This is a genomic window from Argonema antarcticum A004/B2 (genome assembly GCF_023333585.1).
Lineage (GTDB): Bacteria > Cyanobacteriota > Cyanobacteriia > Cyanobacteriales > Aerosakkonemataceae > Argonema > Argonema antarcticum.
In genome coordinates this window covers 1-13,426 of record NZ_JAIQZN010000143.1, presented here as the reverse complement: position 1 = coordinate 13,426, position 13,426 = coordinate 1, and the positions used below count along the sequence as shown (strand labels likewise).

The following is a 13,426-nucleotide window of genomic DNA, read 5'->3' as shown; positions in this document are numbered from 1 at the left end:
GCTACGGTAAAGTGCATTGACTTCAATTTTTGGTTATCTTGATTTGCCTGATACTGGCTGCTCTTTCATCTGTAAGTCAGCTAGCTTTTTTTTGGTTATTTTTGAGGCGGTTTTAGAGTCTAAATATTGCTTTTTACAAAGGAAGAAGGGACTAATTACACTGCACCGCAATAGCTCTAATTCGCAAGCTGCGATCGCATCTTTTTTCGCCACACCTCCAGATTTAATCCAGTACATTATTAAGCGACGCAAATCATTGACAAAGTAAATAGGAATTAAGAACGGTTTTTGCCAATTCTTTAATCTCACCATTCGCAACTGATGGCGACTTAAACCAATACAACGAGCCAGAGATATCAGGTAATTTTTTTCCAATCTCCAGCGCGGTATATCGTGGTAAATTTGCATATTTGGGTTATACCAAATTTCCCAACCCGCTTTCTGAATATACAATAAAGCTTCTAAATCTTCGCTGGCTAACCCTGCTTCTTTACCCTTATTATTCAACACTAAATGTTTGGGAACGCTCAAGCGCCAAACTTGTCTGCGAACTACCAAACCGGCTCCAGGCGGTAGCATCTTTTGACGCGGTTCGTAGCGATGTGCCGTTTGGCCTCGCTGAATTATTGCCAATAAACTAGCAATTCTGTTAAAATTATGGGGTGGCTCGACTTCAAATAAGCCGTGTATTTGGCTGCCATAAGCTCCCGCTTCTGGATGCGCTTGTGCAAACTCGTAAGCAGCTGCTACCCAGTCAGGCTCCGGTAAATTGTCATCATCCAAAAAGCCAATCAATTTGCCTCTGGCTTCTTCTACGGCTCTATTCCTGGCAAATGCAGCTCCGGGCTCGGCTTCAAATACGTATTTTAACGGATAGACTTGCGGCCAATTTGCTTGATACTCTCGAACAACTTTTGCAGTATTATCTTCACTGTTGTTATCAACAACTATGATTTCCCAGGAGAAATGTTTTGTATCGATTTGGGTTAGCAGTCGCTCCAGAACTTTAGGTAAGCGGGTGGCTCCATTATAGGTGGGAATAGCTACCGTAAAATCTATCATAACTTATAAGCCTTTGATTCCAAATTATACCAAATCTGCAACGATTACCCACGTTATGTCTCTAGGCTGTAGAGACGTTTCATGAAACGTCTCTACAATGTTTAGGCCAAAAATTCTCATGGGGTAACCAACCCGGATTTGGTATTATCCGTCAGCTGGCCCAAAGTCGAGTCGCGTGCGTAAACGATCTACTTAACTTACCTATTCTGCTAAATTACTACCCACGATAGATGTACTTTTTCTCACTTTGTTGCAAATATTTACCAAATCTTTATATATACAGCGGCTTGCAGCCGCTGATGGTACACTAAAATGATTTTCTTCATAGCGTAGGGGCGAAGCCCGCCCCTACAATTTACCTGTACCGTTCGGACTTCGGCGTGACACTTCGGCAAGCGTTCGACGTTCGGACTTCGGCGTGAGCGCGGAAGTCTTTGTCGAAACTCAGTCGAACGCTGACGCTCACGGAAGCCTCACCCACTCGCAAGCCGCTGTATGTGTATTTTCTTTATAACTGTAAAGTAGGATGGGCCCTGCCCACCCTACAAAATTTAAACTTGCACCATGCCACCGGCAGCTTGAAAACGGGCGCGTGCCTTTTTCCAAGCTTGAGTTGCCTGAATTTTTTCCTGACGGTTTTCGCTGTTTTGAACTTGGTTATAGCGCTCTTGAGCTTGGTTGTAAGCGGTGCGAGCGGCTTCCAGATTGATGGTATCGCTCTTTTCGGCACCGTTAACCAAAATGGTGACGCGATCGCTTTCCACTTCTGCAAATCCGCCCATCAGAGCAATAGCTACCCAATTTTTATCTGGGCGAACTCGCATCACACCGATATCCAAAGCCGTCAAAAGTGGTGCGTGTCCGCTCAGAATACCCAATTGCCCGGTTGTGCTGGGCAGAATCAATTCCTGGGCTGGGGAATCCCAGACTGTTTTGTCTGGTGCAATTACACGAACAGTTAAAGTCATAAGTTGTCAGTTGTCAGTTGTCAGTTGTCAGTTGTTAGTTATCAGTTGTCAGTTGTCAGTTGTCAGTTGTGTTTTTTCTTGACCGCTGACTACTGACTACTGACTACTGACAGTTCGATTACTTACCAGACTTGATCTTTTCGGCTTTGGCGATCGCTTCTTCGATCGTACCAACCATATAGAAAGCCTGCTCCGGGAGAGCGTCCAATTCCCCAGAGAGAATGCGTTGGAAGCCTTTGATCGTTTCTTCCAGCTTCACGTACTTACCGGGAGAGCCAGTAAACACTTCTGCCACAAAGAACGGCTGGGACAAGAACCGCTCGATCCGACGCGCACGAGCCACTGTCATGCGATCGTCTTCTGACAATTCATCCAAACCTAGAATGGCGATGATGTCTTGCAGTTCTTTATAGCGTTGCAGCGTGGATTGCACAGCACGGGCGGTGTTGTAGTGTTCTTCACCGACAACGCTCGATTGCAACATGGTGGAAGTGGAATCCAGCGGGTCAACTGCTGGGTAAATTCCCTTTGACGCCAAACCGCGAGATAGCACCGTGGTAGCATCCAAGTGAGCAAAGGTAGTAGCCGGTGCGGGGTCGGTCAAATCGTCCGCAGGTACGTACACAGCTTGAATAGAAGTGATCGAACCTTCGTGGGTAGAGGTGATCCGCTCTTGCAAAGCACCCATTTCGCTAGCTAGAGTGGGCTGATATCCCACGGCGGAAGGCATCCGACCCAACAGTGCGGATACTTCAGAACCAGCTTGCACGAAGCGGAAGATGTTGTCGATGAACAGCAGCACGTCTTGCTTGTTGACATCGCGGAAGTATTCCGCCATTGTCAGAGCAGACAGACCAACGCGCATCCGGGCTCCCGGTGGCTCGTTCATCTGACCGTATACCAGCGCCACCTTCGATTCGCCGATATTTTTTTCGTTAATGACCCCGGATTCCTTGAATTCGTTATAAAGGTCATTACCTTCGCGGGTGCGTTCGCCCACACCGCCAAACACGGACACACCGCCGTGAGCTTTGGCGATGTTGTTGATCAGTTCTTGGATGATCACGGTTTTGCCCACGCCAGCACCGCCGAACAGACCAATCTTGCCACCCCGACGATAGGGGGCCAACAGGTCTACCACTTTGATGCCAGTTTCAAATACGGACGGTTTGGTTTCCAATTCCGTCATCTTGGGGGAAGGACGGTGGATGGGGAAAGTTTCCGTGGTATTGACTGGGCCGAGATTGTCAATCGGTTCGCCCAGGACGTTGAAAATCCGACCCAATGTACCGGCACCAACTGGTACGCTGATGGGTGCGCCGGAGTCTACTGCTTCCATACCGCGCACCAACCCATCGGTGGTACTCATCGAAACGGCGCGTACCTGGTTATCGCCCAGCAGTTGCTGTACTTCGCAGGTCACGGACATTTCTTGTCCGGCGGCGTTTTTGCCTTCAATCTTGATGGCGTTGTAAATCTGCGGCATTTTGCCGGTGGAAAATTCAACGTCTACAACGGGGCCAATAATCTGGGTAATGCGCCCAACGTTTTTATTGTCTGTGGTGGCTACCATGCTTACGCCTATCTTTCAGATACGGGAAACGGTTTTAACATTTAGCAATGCCATTTTTCAGATTACCACCGAACGCGATCGATCTACGGGTTGAGGCGTAAGCAGATGAGGAGTGCGATCGCGTATCTGCGATCTTGGGAATTTCAGACTGGGCTAGGATAACTGTAGACTCATTAAGGTACACTAGCGATGACCCGCGCCACTATTAAGCACTTAACCTTTGAGGAGTATGTCGAACTCTATCCAGACGGCGAAGGACTCTACGAACTTGTGGATGGGGAGATTGTAGAGTTGCAACCATCAAGACGACACGAAGAAGTTACAGGAGAACTAGCTTTCCAGTTTACAGTGGAAATTAAACGCCTGAAACTGAACTATGTAGTCCCCCATACGAGTTCTGTTAAACCGATCGAAGTAGGGCAAGGCAGATTACCCGATGTCATAGTAGTGGACAAAGCTAAGTGGCGTCAAAACTGGTCTAGTGCGGCGGCGCTGTCTGGTTCTAAACCCGCTCAATTGGTTGTAGAAGTAGTCAGCACTAACTGGAAAGACGATTACGAAACTAAAAAAGCACAGTACGAGAGTTTGCAAATTCCTGAATACTGGATTGTAGATTTTCTGAGCAAAGATCCAGAACCGCCCAAAGTTCCCAAGGTTTCTGTACTGTTGCTGATAGATGGAAAATATCAGAAGACTTCGTTTACAGGCAACGATCGAATTATCTCTCTCACTTTTCCCGAATTAGAATTGACAGCAGAGCAAGTTCTTTGGGCGGGCGAACAACCGGGAACTATCTAGAAATATTTTCCGATTGCTACTTAAAAGCTGTTCGCGCCGCCAGCACCGAAACTAAGTTATCTGCTAAGACTTTTCCAACTGATGCTCCTTTTCTGCCTGAAGATGCGATCGATCCTGATTTTATCGTGATGCTGGTTAGTCAGGAGGAAGTTTAGTTGCCTGTGATAATGCACAGAAATTGGGTTTCGTGCCTCAAACCAACCTACTAGGGAGCGATCGCACTAGAGAATATTCTGGAAAATATCCTTAATTATAATCGGAGTTGGGAAAAGTGCGATCTGCCCACGACAAGCTGCGCGATCGCATTTTATCCATTTCACCAAAAAGCGATCGCACTTGCATCCCCTGACCCATATCTTGCACCTTTCTCAGTCAGGCTTGAGAAACCGGGTTTCTTGAACACCCATCATAAAAGCGCGATCGCACTTTAGATTCTTTGCTCACACACCTCAGAAACCCGGTTTCTTTGAGAAACCGGGTTTCTTTGAGAAACCCGGTTTCTTCAAGCCTCTAGTTGATTTCGTTGTGCAAAGGCAACTGGCGTGTCAACATTAAAGAAACAGTCCAGGAACTAACGGAGGCACTTCTATGAGCGTAACCGTTCCCGTTCAAACGATTAAACTCACTCCAGGCAGCCAGATAACTATCCCTAACCTTTCCTGGCAAGACTTCGAGCAAATTCTGATCGACTTAGGAGAAAAACGCAATAGCCGCATCACCTACTATCGAGGAACCCTAGAAATTATGTCCCCGCTAGCCTTGCACGAACGTCCCCACCGCATTATTGCTGACATTTTGAAAACGATTCTGGATATACAGGGGCGTAATTGGGAAGATTTTGGCTCAACTACGCTCAAACGTCCAGAAATTGCCGGAATTGAACCCGATACCTGTTTCTACATCCAAAATGCTGACTTAATGCAAGGTTGTACTAACTTGGATTTAAAACAGTATCCACCCCCAGATTTAGCAATAGAGGCGGATGTTACTTCTAGAACTACCTTGGATGCTTATGAAGCGATGGGCGTTCCTGAAGTTTGGATTTACCGTAACCAGCAACTAAAAATTTACTTACTTATCTTACAAGGCTACACAGAAACATCTATCAGTCCCACCTTTCCCGACTTACCCCTCACCGAACTTATTCCGCAACTGGTGCAAAAAGCGATTAATGAAGGCACCAGTAAAATGCTGCGCGACTTAAGAACCTCTCCCCCTAGCCCCCTCTCCTAAAAGGCGAGGGGGGGGAATTAAAGTCAAGTGTTGGTAATTATTTTTAATCAGAAAGAGGGTTTTGGTTAGACACCCCAGAAACCCGGTTTCTCAAAGAAACCGGGTTTCTAGCGCCACTGCATCTTCCCCCAAAAAAATAGCCGCGCTTTCCACTGGGAAAAACACGGATTTTGATTTAATTTGATTTGACAGATTTATTACAACTGTTAGCCTAACCTTCTGTTATTGAATCGGTTTAGGTTGTTAAGTTATGCTTTTACTGTCGCTTTTTGTTGCTGTTTGCGCTTGAGCATGGAACCTGCACCTAGAGTACCTAGCGCTAGCAAGCCTAAAGTAGAAGTGGGTTCGGGAACGGCAGCAACCACCGGCGCTTCCAGATCCACCTGGTTTACTCCGAAATAATCTCCAACAGGAGTAGAGACCTTAAAAAAGGCGATATCAAAAACACCCCCCCGGTCTATTGTCATTGTCGTTCGCCCATGAGACCCCAAAGGGAGCCCATTAAAAACTGAGGCTAGCAATTTTCCCTGAATGTCGAAAGCTTCCAACAGCAGATCTCCCGGAGCGGAACGGCCAGCCTCAATACTAAGTAAACTCGTCAGACCTTGGTTCTTAGTACCCCCAACAACAATTCGGCCATCTACTGGGCTAATAAGGTCGAGAATACTATTATTGACCCCACTGAAAGACACTACGCCACCATCGTTAAAAATGCCCTCCTTGCCGCCGAAGCTATAATCAACACCAAAATCGATAAACGCATCCCCTACTTCTCCTCCTGATGCTAATGCTCCGAGGGGGAAGCTTTGGACTACCGGGGGAACACGGTCATTTGGAACGTGGGAGAGGATAGCAGCGTTTGCTGTTGCTGGGAAAGCAGCGATAAGTGCCGCACTAGCAGATGCCATCGATAACTTTTTCATCATAGTTGAGGTAGCCATTCTTCCGATCTCTCCAAACAAATTAAGGTTGACAGTGAGAATTACTCTAGAAGTAGGATTCGCGAAAACCTTCGGATTAGTAGAAACTACCCATCAATATCTGTAAAACTTTCTGTAGTTAGGTAATTTCGCGCTCATCTGAGTGTCATCACTGAAAACAGATTCGCATACCCGCATCAGCGCTGTCAGTACTTTGAGCCAATCTTCATCAAAAAAATATATTTAAAGATAGATAAAAATATCGCTAACAGGATTCAAAACTCAGCCAAAACACTGATGTTCAGAGGCTTTCATCCGTCATAATACGTAAAAAGTTGTGCTAAGACTCGATGAATTTGGCAAATAGGTATTGACAAATGCAAATTATGTGCATTCACACTTACGTGAATGTCACCCACAGGCGAATTTCCGGCAAGATGCCGATCTACGACGTTCTTTCGTCAGTGTGGGGAGGGATACGTAGGCTCTAGCATTTCGGTGGTACATAGAAGCTCCGCACTGATGTTTCATGCACCGAAGTAGGTGCGAAAGAAACCGGGTTTCTTCGAGAAACCGGGTTTCTGGGCCAACGCGAAAGAAACCGGGTTTCTGGGCCAACAAAATCAGTGCGGAAGGCACAAGCGCAGCGCTTCTGGCTTTGAAACCGAGTAAGTACAATTCTGAGTGAGAGAATATGGTAAAGTCTGACGGCATAACACACTATTTGAGTAAGGGTGCGTGTGCTATAGCTTCAGGTCGGGTAGGCGCTAGAGCGTAATTGACAGACTCGTTGGCATTCCTAGAAACAATATTGACGATGACAAGCCAGAATATTTGCTGCGTAATACAGATAATAATCAAAAAAATATGGTGTGATTTCCAGCTATGATCGGCCTTGCCCAAACAATGAGCAAAAAGTTAGACCAGCCATCTAAAGGCAACATTCTTGTCGTTGACGATCGGCCCAATAACCTGCGCGTTTTATCCTCGATGCTCACAAAGCATGGGTATCAGGTTCGCAAAGCATTAAACGGGCAAATAGCTCTGACTGCGTGTCAAACAGTCTTGCCAGATTTAATTTTACTCGACATTATGATGCCCAATATGGATGGTTATGAAGTTTGTCAACGGCTGAAAGCAGATGAGAAAACACGAGAAGTACCGGTAATTTTTATCAGCGCTCTCGATGATGCGTTGGACAAAGTAAAAGCTTTTAGCATTGGTGGCGTAGACTATATAACCAAACCATTTCAAATTGAAGAAGTTTTGGTTCGCGTGACTAATCAACTGACTATCCAACAGCAGCATCGCCAACTCACCGAGCAAAATGCAGTGTTGCAAAAATTGAACGAAGAACTGACTCGTTCCAATGCTGAATTAGAACAATTTGCCTACATCGCCTCCCACGATTTGCAATCTCCCCTACAGGCGATCGTAGGCTACGCCCGTATTTTAGGCTTGAAATACGAAAACAATCTTGATGACGACGCTAAGCGATACATCGATCGAATTGGGAATGCAGGATGGCGAATGACGCAACTAATCGAGGAATTGCTAGCCTATTCGAGGGTAGGAACGCGCACTGAAGAGTTTAATCCAACTGATTGCAAAACTGTATTAGAAGAAGCGCTGAGTAATTTGCGCGAGGAGATTTCCTCAAGTGGTGCAAGCATTACCCATTCGGATCTGCCAACAATCAGGGCCGATCGCACGCAACTGATGCGCCTATTCCAAAACTTGATTAGCAATTCCATCAAGTTTCGCCGTCCCGGAGTTCCCCCCGCGATCGAAATTACGGCACAACCAAAAAACAACGATGAATGGCTTATAGCAGTTCGTGACAATGGCATAGGAATAGAAACCGAAAACTTTGAGCGCATTTTTGAAATTTTTCAACGCCTGCACTCCTATAATGACTACCCCGGTACTGGTATCGGGATGAGCATCTGCAAAAAGATTATTGAACGCCACGGAGGTCGCATCTGGGTAGAATCTCAGATCGGAGTGGGAACAACTTTTTACTTCACGATTTGTAATGTTTGATGCTAGTATTTTTGAGTTATTTTATAAAAAAAAGTAAAGTTAAACGGCACTCAACTAGAGCCAAATTTAAAAATGGAAATACTTTTAGAACTGGATCTTTTCTTTATGCAACAGGGCAAAGTTTACCAAACACTACGAAAACTAGCACAAGCGCTTGAATCGGCTGGAATTGATTACTGTATTATTGGTGGAATGGCTTTAGTTATACACGGTTACGTTCGCGCAACTCAAGATGTAGATATACTGCTAAGCTCGTCAGGACTCGAAGCATTTTGTCGTTTTCTAGTAGGCAGAGGATTTGTTCCTTCTTTTCCAGGTGCAAGTCGGAGTTTTCGAGATACAGTCACCAACGTAACTGTAGAAATTTTAATAACAGGCGAATTTCCAGGAGATGGCAAACCAAAGTCTGTTTCTTTTCCCAATCCGGCTACAGTCACTGTAGATAGGGAGGGCATAAAAGTAATTGCCATAAACAAATTGATTGAACTCAAATTAGCATCTGGAATGTCTGCGCCTGACAGATTAAAAGACTTGGCAGATGTCCTTGAATTGATTCGAGAATTGCAACTGCCTGCTAATCTTACAGAAGAACTTGACGAATCAGTTCAAGCAAAATACAACGAACTCTGGACAGCAGTAGAACAAGCCAAAGGGTATAGCTAGGGTAGGGTTTACCGATATCAATACAGGGGATCTGCTGCGAGCAAGTCTACTACCAATTTGCTATCCAATGGTTTTGAGAACAAGTATCCCTGACCGAAGCCACAGTTTAGCGTTCTGAGTTTGGCTAGCTGTTGGGGGGTTTCGACGCCTTCTGCGATCGCACTCATACCCAGCGTATGAGCAATGCTGATAATAGCAGGAACAAGTCCCAAACTTTCAGGATTGTTATCTATAGGATTAATAAAAGATCGGTCAATCTTAAGCGTATCAACAGGCAGACGATTCAAATAACTCAGGGAGGAATAACCAGTTCCAAAATCATCAATACTCAACTCAATTTGACGGTTTCTAAGTTGCTGGAGAATCGACGTAACAGAGCCATCTTTGTCCATTATTGCACTTTCAGTAATTTCTAGTTTTAAACTTTGGGGACTTAGTTGAGTTTGGTGGAGAATTTGGTCGATATGAGCGATCAAATTGGGTTGTGAGAATTCCGGTACAGAAAGATTGACGCTCATAGTTAGAGAGTCTTGAGCGAGTTTTTGTTCTTGCCAAATGCGTAGCTGCTCGCAAGCCGATCGCATTACCCAAGTGCCAATAGAAGTAATCAAACCCGTTTCTTCTGCCACAGGAATGAAATCCCCTGGAGAAACAAAACCGCGAGTAGGATGCTGCCAGCGCACTAGGGCTTCAAACCCAGTAATTTTGCCCGTGGCAAGTGCTACGATCGGCTGATAATACACGACAAATTCTTGCCGTTCGATCGCCCTACGAAGGTCAGTTTCTAGCTGTAAAAGCTCAAGTGCTTCCTGGTGCATGGTTGGGTCAAAAACGTGATACCGAGCTTTGCCCGATGCCTTAGCGCGGTACATTGCCGTATCGGCGTCCCGCAGTAAATGTTCTGGCTGGTTATAACGAATATTTCCCAACACAATGCCAATACTAGCAGTCATAAATACCTCGCGCTTATCCAAGTAGAAAGGGCGAGATAGTTCCCCAAGAATTCGCTCTGCGATCGCCGTAACGTTGCTGGCATCTTTGATATCTTCTACAAGAAGAGTAAATTCATCGCCACCTAACCTCGCGAAGGTATCAACTGGTTTGAGGAATGCTTGCAATCGAGTGGCGATCGCAGTCAGCAATTCGTCTCCTACTAAATGACCGAGAGAATCATTGACGATTTTAAAACGATCGCAATCTAAAAACAGAACGGCAAACTGATAAATCGATTCTTCCTTAGCACGCTTAATAGCCTGTTTCAAACGCTCCATAAACAAAGCCCGGTTGGGCAAACCAGTCAGGGGGTCGTGCAGCGCTATATGCAAAAGTTGCTTTTCGAGCAGCTTGCGTTCGGCAATTTCCTGCTGAAGTTCTTGATTTGCTAATTCCAGTTCAAAAGAGCGCTCTTTGAGCTGATTGGTGCGCTCTTTAACCTTAAATTCAAGTTCTGCGTTGAGTTGGAGAATTTTAACTTCTGCTGTCTTTAGAGCCAGTTGATTTTTAACGCGGACTAAAACTTCTTCAAACTGAAACGGTTTGGTAATGTAATCTACACCCCCAACACTAAAAGCTCTTACCTTGTCTAACACCTCATCTAGAGCGCTCAAAAAAATCACCGGAATTTCGTTAGTTTGGGGATCGGCTTTAAGTATTTGGCAAACCTCGTAGCCATTCATCTGCGGCATCATGATGTCGAGCAAAATCAAGTCCGGTGCTTTTGCCCTAGCTGCCTTCAATGCCGTCTGCCCGTTCATTACGCAGCGAACTTTATAGCCCTGATCTATCAACAGTTCCGATAAGAGGTGTAGATTCTCCGGCGTGTCGTCAACAAGTAGAATATTGCCTTTTGGTGTAGATGCTCGATCGCTAATCATTTTATGATATACCTTTTACCTACTGATAAAGTCATTGAATTTTGGATGAGAGGATGAAAAAATTTACTTAACGGATTAATCTGGGTTTTGTTCTTTCAAACCCAGATTTTATCGATCATACAATTGTAGTTATTTATTTGATAATTTGTTCTGTTACATAGGTGATTTTTTCAAATTGAAAGCTATTAACCAAATCCGTCAAAGCCTTAAACAGCATAGCATTTGAATTGGTAATTTGCTCGGCAAGGCTGAAAATCAACTCGCCATCTGCCTCGATCGCAGCTTGATGTAAAGCGGCAACCCACTCAGCAGAGATATCTTGGAAGGATGAAACCGCGAGGATGTAGGGCGAATTTCCTGAAAGGTAGGATGAATCTACTTTTGAGTCTTCTGCCTTCTGCCTTTCATCTGACAAAGACTCTTCGTAGATATACTTTAGCCCTAGATATTGAGCTATCTTTTCAAAGATTATTTCTTCTCGGAAAGGCTTGCGAATAAAGTCATCGCAGCCTGCTGATAAAACAGACCTTCGTTGCTCTTCAAAGGCACTGGTAGTTAGGGCGACAATCGGTGTCGCCTGACCTTTCGATTGCGCTTTGATACGTTTGGTGGCTTCATATCCGTCCATACTCGGCATCTGCATATCCATAAAAATTAGGTGGGGTGACCAGCTTGACCACAGGGCAATTGCTTCATAACCGTCGGCGGCTTCGCGCACGAAGAAGCCAACCGAAGCCAGCAGTTTGACTAATAGGATGCGGCTGACTTTGACATCTTCAACCACCAAGATACGATATTCAGGTTGGTTGGGCGCTAAACCAATTACCTTGCGGGTTTCTTGAATCGTCTGAACTTCTTGGAATTGAGCTAAACGGCTCTGGATATTAAATGTAAATTTTGTTCCTATACCCACTACACTGCTAATGGTGATATCTCCTCCCATAAGTTGCACAAATTTTTTGCTGATGGCTAAACCCAGTCCGGTTCCTTGTTGAGACTTTCGACCAGTTTCTGTTTGTCCAAAAGCTTGAAATAACTGGGTTATCTCTTCTGGGGCAATGCCGGGGCCAGTATCTTCTACTTCAAACAAAATTGTTATTTGTCCTTGGTCATCGGTCATTTGTGCCAATTCTTTTACTAATGACGAAGGACTAATGACCGATGACACGCGAAGCGTTACACCACCGGCTTCGGTAAATTTGATGGCATTCCCCAACAGGTTAATCAAAACTTGTCGCAATTTAATCTCGTCGGTTCGCACATATTGAGGGATTTCCGGGCTATATTCAATTATGAGTTTTAAGCCTTTATTGGAGGCTTTTAATCGCAACATTTCTGACAGGATGTTGAGCAGGCGAATTAAGTCAAAGCTTTTTTCATTTAAGGTTGTCCGGCCAGCTTCTATTTTGGACATTTCTAAAATGTCGTTGATTAATGATAGCAAATGCTCGCCACTGCGATTGATGATTCTCAGATGTTCTTGCTGCTCTGGGTTGAGGGATGAGTCGCGGTTCATTATTTGCGTAAAGCCCAGGATGGCATTTAGTGGCGTCCGCAATTCGTGGCTCATATTGGCGAGGAATTCGCTTTTGGCGCGATTGGCGGTATCGGCAGCTTCTTTGGCTTTTTGCAGTACTTCTTCTGCCTGCTTGCGCTCTGTGATGTTTAGTCCGGCACCACGGAAACCGACAACATTACTGTTACAGTCCAGCAGTGGAATGCCACTTATTTCTTCCCAAATAATCTTGCCTGTGGGGGTGATATGACGGTGTTCTACTTTAAAGGTGCTTTTTGTTGTAGCGGCGTCGCGCAATATCTTGTTAAATTTTTCTCTGTCTTCTTGAGGCATGAATTCAATCGGCGCACGTCCGATTAATTGTGGCGGTGAATATCTTTTAATCGATTTTACTCGATCGGTAACGAAGGTGTAGATGGCGTTGGTATCCATTTCCCATAGATATTCTCCAACTGCTTCGGATACATCGCGAAAACGCTGTTCGCTCTGCCGCAGTTTTTCTTCTGCTTGTTTGCGATCGGCAATTTCAGTTTTGGCTTGTTCAAACAGGGTGCATTGCTGGATGGCGATCGCTAGTTGCACGCATAACTGTTTGAGAGATTCTATCTCTGATGAGTGCCACTCCCTCGCACCTCGACAGTCGTGGGCAATTAGCAGTCCCCAGAGTCTTGAGTGCTGAGTGCTGAGTGCTGGGTGCTGAGTGGGGGAGTGGGGGAGTGGGGGAGGGGGGCAGTGGGAGAGTGGGAGAGGGGGGGAGTGGGAGAGTGGGAGAGTGG

Annotated in this window: 12 protein-coding genes; 5 read left to right on the top strand and 7 right to left on the bottom strand. The window is 45.4% G+C overall.

The features are described 5' to 3' along the window. Positions 1 to 33 precede the first annotated feature (33 nt). From hpsE to LAY57_RS32875, 4 genes are all read right to left on the bottom strand, one after another. Complete coding sequence (hpsE, locus tag LAY57_RS32890) at positions 34 to 1,062, bottom strand: hormogonium polysaccharide biosynthesis glycosyltransferase HpsE (protein WP_249071400.1); 1,029 nt, start codon at positions 1,060 to 1,062, stop codon at positions 34 to 36. Between the two features lie 551 nt (positions 1,063 to 1,613). Continuing rightward, on the bottom strand, positions 1,614 to 2,030 hold the full coding sequence (gene atpC / locus LAY57_RS32885) for an ATP synthase F1 subunit epsilon (protein ID WP_249071399.1): 417 nt from the start codon (positions 2,028 to 2,030) through the stop codon (positions 1,614 to 1,616). 118 nt (positions 2,031 to 2,148) lie between these two features. Further along, positions 2,149 to 3,603: a F0F1 ATP synthase subunit beta gene (atpD, locus tag LAY57_RS32880; protein WP_249071398.1), complete on the bottom strand. Its 1,455-nt coding sequence runs from the start codon at positions 3,601 to 3,603 to the stop codon at positions 2,149 to 2,151. Between the two features lie 34 nt (positions 3,604 to 3,637). Beyond that, a complete protein-coding gene (locus LAY57_RS32875) occupies positions 3,638 to 3,787 on the bottom strand; it encodes a hypothetical protein (protein WP_249071397.1) in 150 nt (49 codons plus the stop codon). Positions 3,788 to 3,792: 5 nt separating this feature from the next. Between LAY57_RS32875 and LAY57_RS32870 the strand changes: the two genes are divergently transcribed. The 3 genes from LAY57_RS32870 (at position 3,793) to LAY57_RS32860 (ending at position 5,634) form a co-directional block, all read left to right on the top strand. Beyond that, entirely contained in the window at positions 3,793 to 4,401 is a 609-nt protein-coding gene (locus LAY57_RS32870) for a Uma2 family endonuclease (protein ID WP_249071396.1), read from the top strand. Further along, positions 4,371 to 4,556, top strand: coding sequence for a DUF29 family protein (locus LAY57_RS32865; RefSeq protein ID WP_249071395.1), 186 nt, complete (start codon positions 4,371 to 4,373; stop codon positions 4,554 to 4,556). Before LAY57_RS32870 ends, LAY57_RS32865 begins: the two co-directional genes overlap by 31 nt. Positions 4,557 to 4,989: 433 nt before the next feature. Then, positions 4,990 to 5,634, top strand: coding sequence for a Uma2 family endonuclease (locus tag LAY57_RS32860; RefSeq protein WP_249071394.1), 645 nt, complete (start codon positions 4,990 to 4,992; stop codon positions 5,632 to 5,634). 248 nt (positions 5,635 to 5,882) lie between these two features. Here the strand turns inward: LAY57_RS32860 and LAY57_RS32855 are convergent, their stop codons facing one another. Next, positions 5,883 to 6,575, bottom strand: coding sequence for a PEP-CTERM sorting domain-containing protein (locus tag LAY57_RS32855; protein ID WP_249071393.1), 693 nt, complete (start codon positions 6,573 to 6,575; stop codon positions 5,883 to 5,885). 885 nt (positions 6,576 to 7,460) lie between these two features. Here LAY57_RS32855 and LAY57_RS32850 point away from each other — a divergent pair. Both LAY57_RS32850 and LAY57_RS32845 read left to right on the top strand, forming a co-directional pair. Beyond that, on the top strand, positions 7,461 to 8,597 hold the full coding sequence (locus LAY57_RS32850; protein ID WP_249071392.1) for a sensor histidine kinase: 1,137 nt from the start codon (positions 7,461 to 7,463) through the stop codon (positions 8,595 to 8,597). Between the two features lie 72 nt (positions 8,598 to 8,669). Continuing rightward, the gene (locus tag LAY57_RS32845) at positions 8,670 to 9,260 is read left to right on the top strand and encodes a nucleotidyltransferase family protein (RefSeq protein ID WP_249071391.1); all 591 of its coding nucleotides are present in this window, start codon (positions 8,670 to 8,672) and stop codon (positions 9,258 to 9,260) included. 17 nt (positions 9,261 to 9,277) lie between these two features. Here LAY57_RS32845 and LAY57_RS32840 read toward each other — a convergent pair whose 3' ends face one another. Both LAY57_RS32840 and LAY57_RS32835 read right to left on the bottom strand, forming a co-directional pair. After that, on the bottom strand, positions 9,278 to 11,134 hold the full coding sequence (locus LAY57_RS32840) for a two-component system response regulator (protein WP_249071390.1): 1,857 nt from the start codon (positions 11,132 to 11,134) through the stop codon (positions 9,278 to 9,280). Positions 11,135 to 11,267: 133 nt separating this feature from the next. Then, a partial coding sequence (locus tag LAY57_RS32835; RefSeq protein ID WP_249071389.1) for an ATP-binding protein occupies positions 11,268 to 13,426 on the bottom strand: 2,159 nt, incomplete at its 5' end.

Excerpts from the sequence above, each read along its gene's own strand:
- hpsE (WP_249071400.1), bottom strand. The coding sequence starts at position 1,062 with ATGATAGATTTTACGGTAGCTATTCCCACCTATAATGGAGCCACCCGC.
- atpC (WP_249071399.1), bottom strand. The coding sequence starts at position 2,030 with ATGACTTTAACTGTTCGTGTAATTGCACCAGACAAAACAGTCTGGGAT.
- atpD (WP_249071398.1), bottom strand. The coding sequence starts at position 3,603 with ATGGTAGCCACCACAGACAATAAAAACGTTGGGCGCATTACCCAGATT.
- LAY57_RS32870 (WP_249071396.1), top strand. The coding sequence starts at position 3,793 with ATGACCCGCGCCACTATTAAGCACTTAACCTTTGAGGAGTATGTCGAA.
- LAY57_RS32860 (WP_249071394.1), top strand. The coding sequence starts at position 4,990 with ATGAGCGTAACCGTTCCCGTTCAAACGATTAAACTCACTCCAGGCAGC.
- LAY57_RS32855 (WP_249071393.1), bottom strand. The coding sequence starts at position 6,575 with ATGGCTACCTCAACTATGATGAAAAAGTTATCGATGGCATCTGCTAGT.
- LAY57_RS32850 (WP_249071392.1), top strand. The coding sequence starts at position 7,461 with ATGAGCAAAAAGTTAGACCAGCCATCTAAAGGCAACATTCTTGTCGTT.
- LAY57_RS32845 (WP_249071391.1), top strand. The coding sequence starts at position 8,670 with ATGGAAATACTTTTAGAACTGGATCTTTTCTTTATGCAACAGGGCAAA.
- LAY57_RS32840 (WP_249071390.1), bottom strand. The coding sequence starts at position 11,134 with ATGATTAGCGATCGAGCATCTACACCAAAAGGCAATATTCTACTTGTT.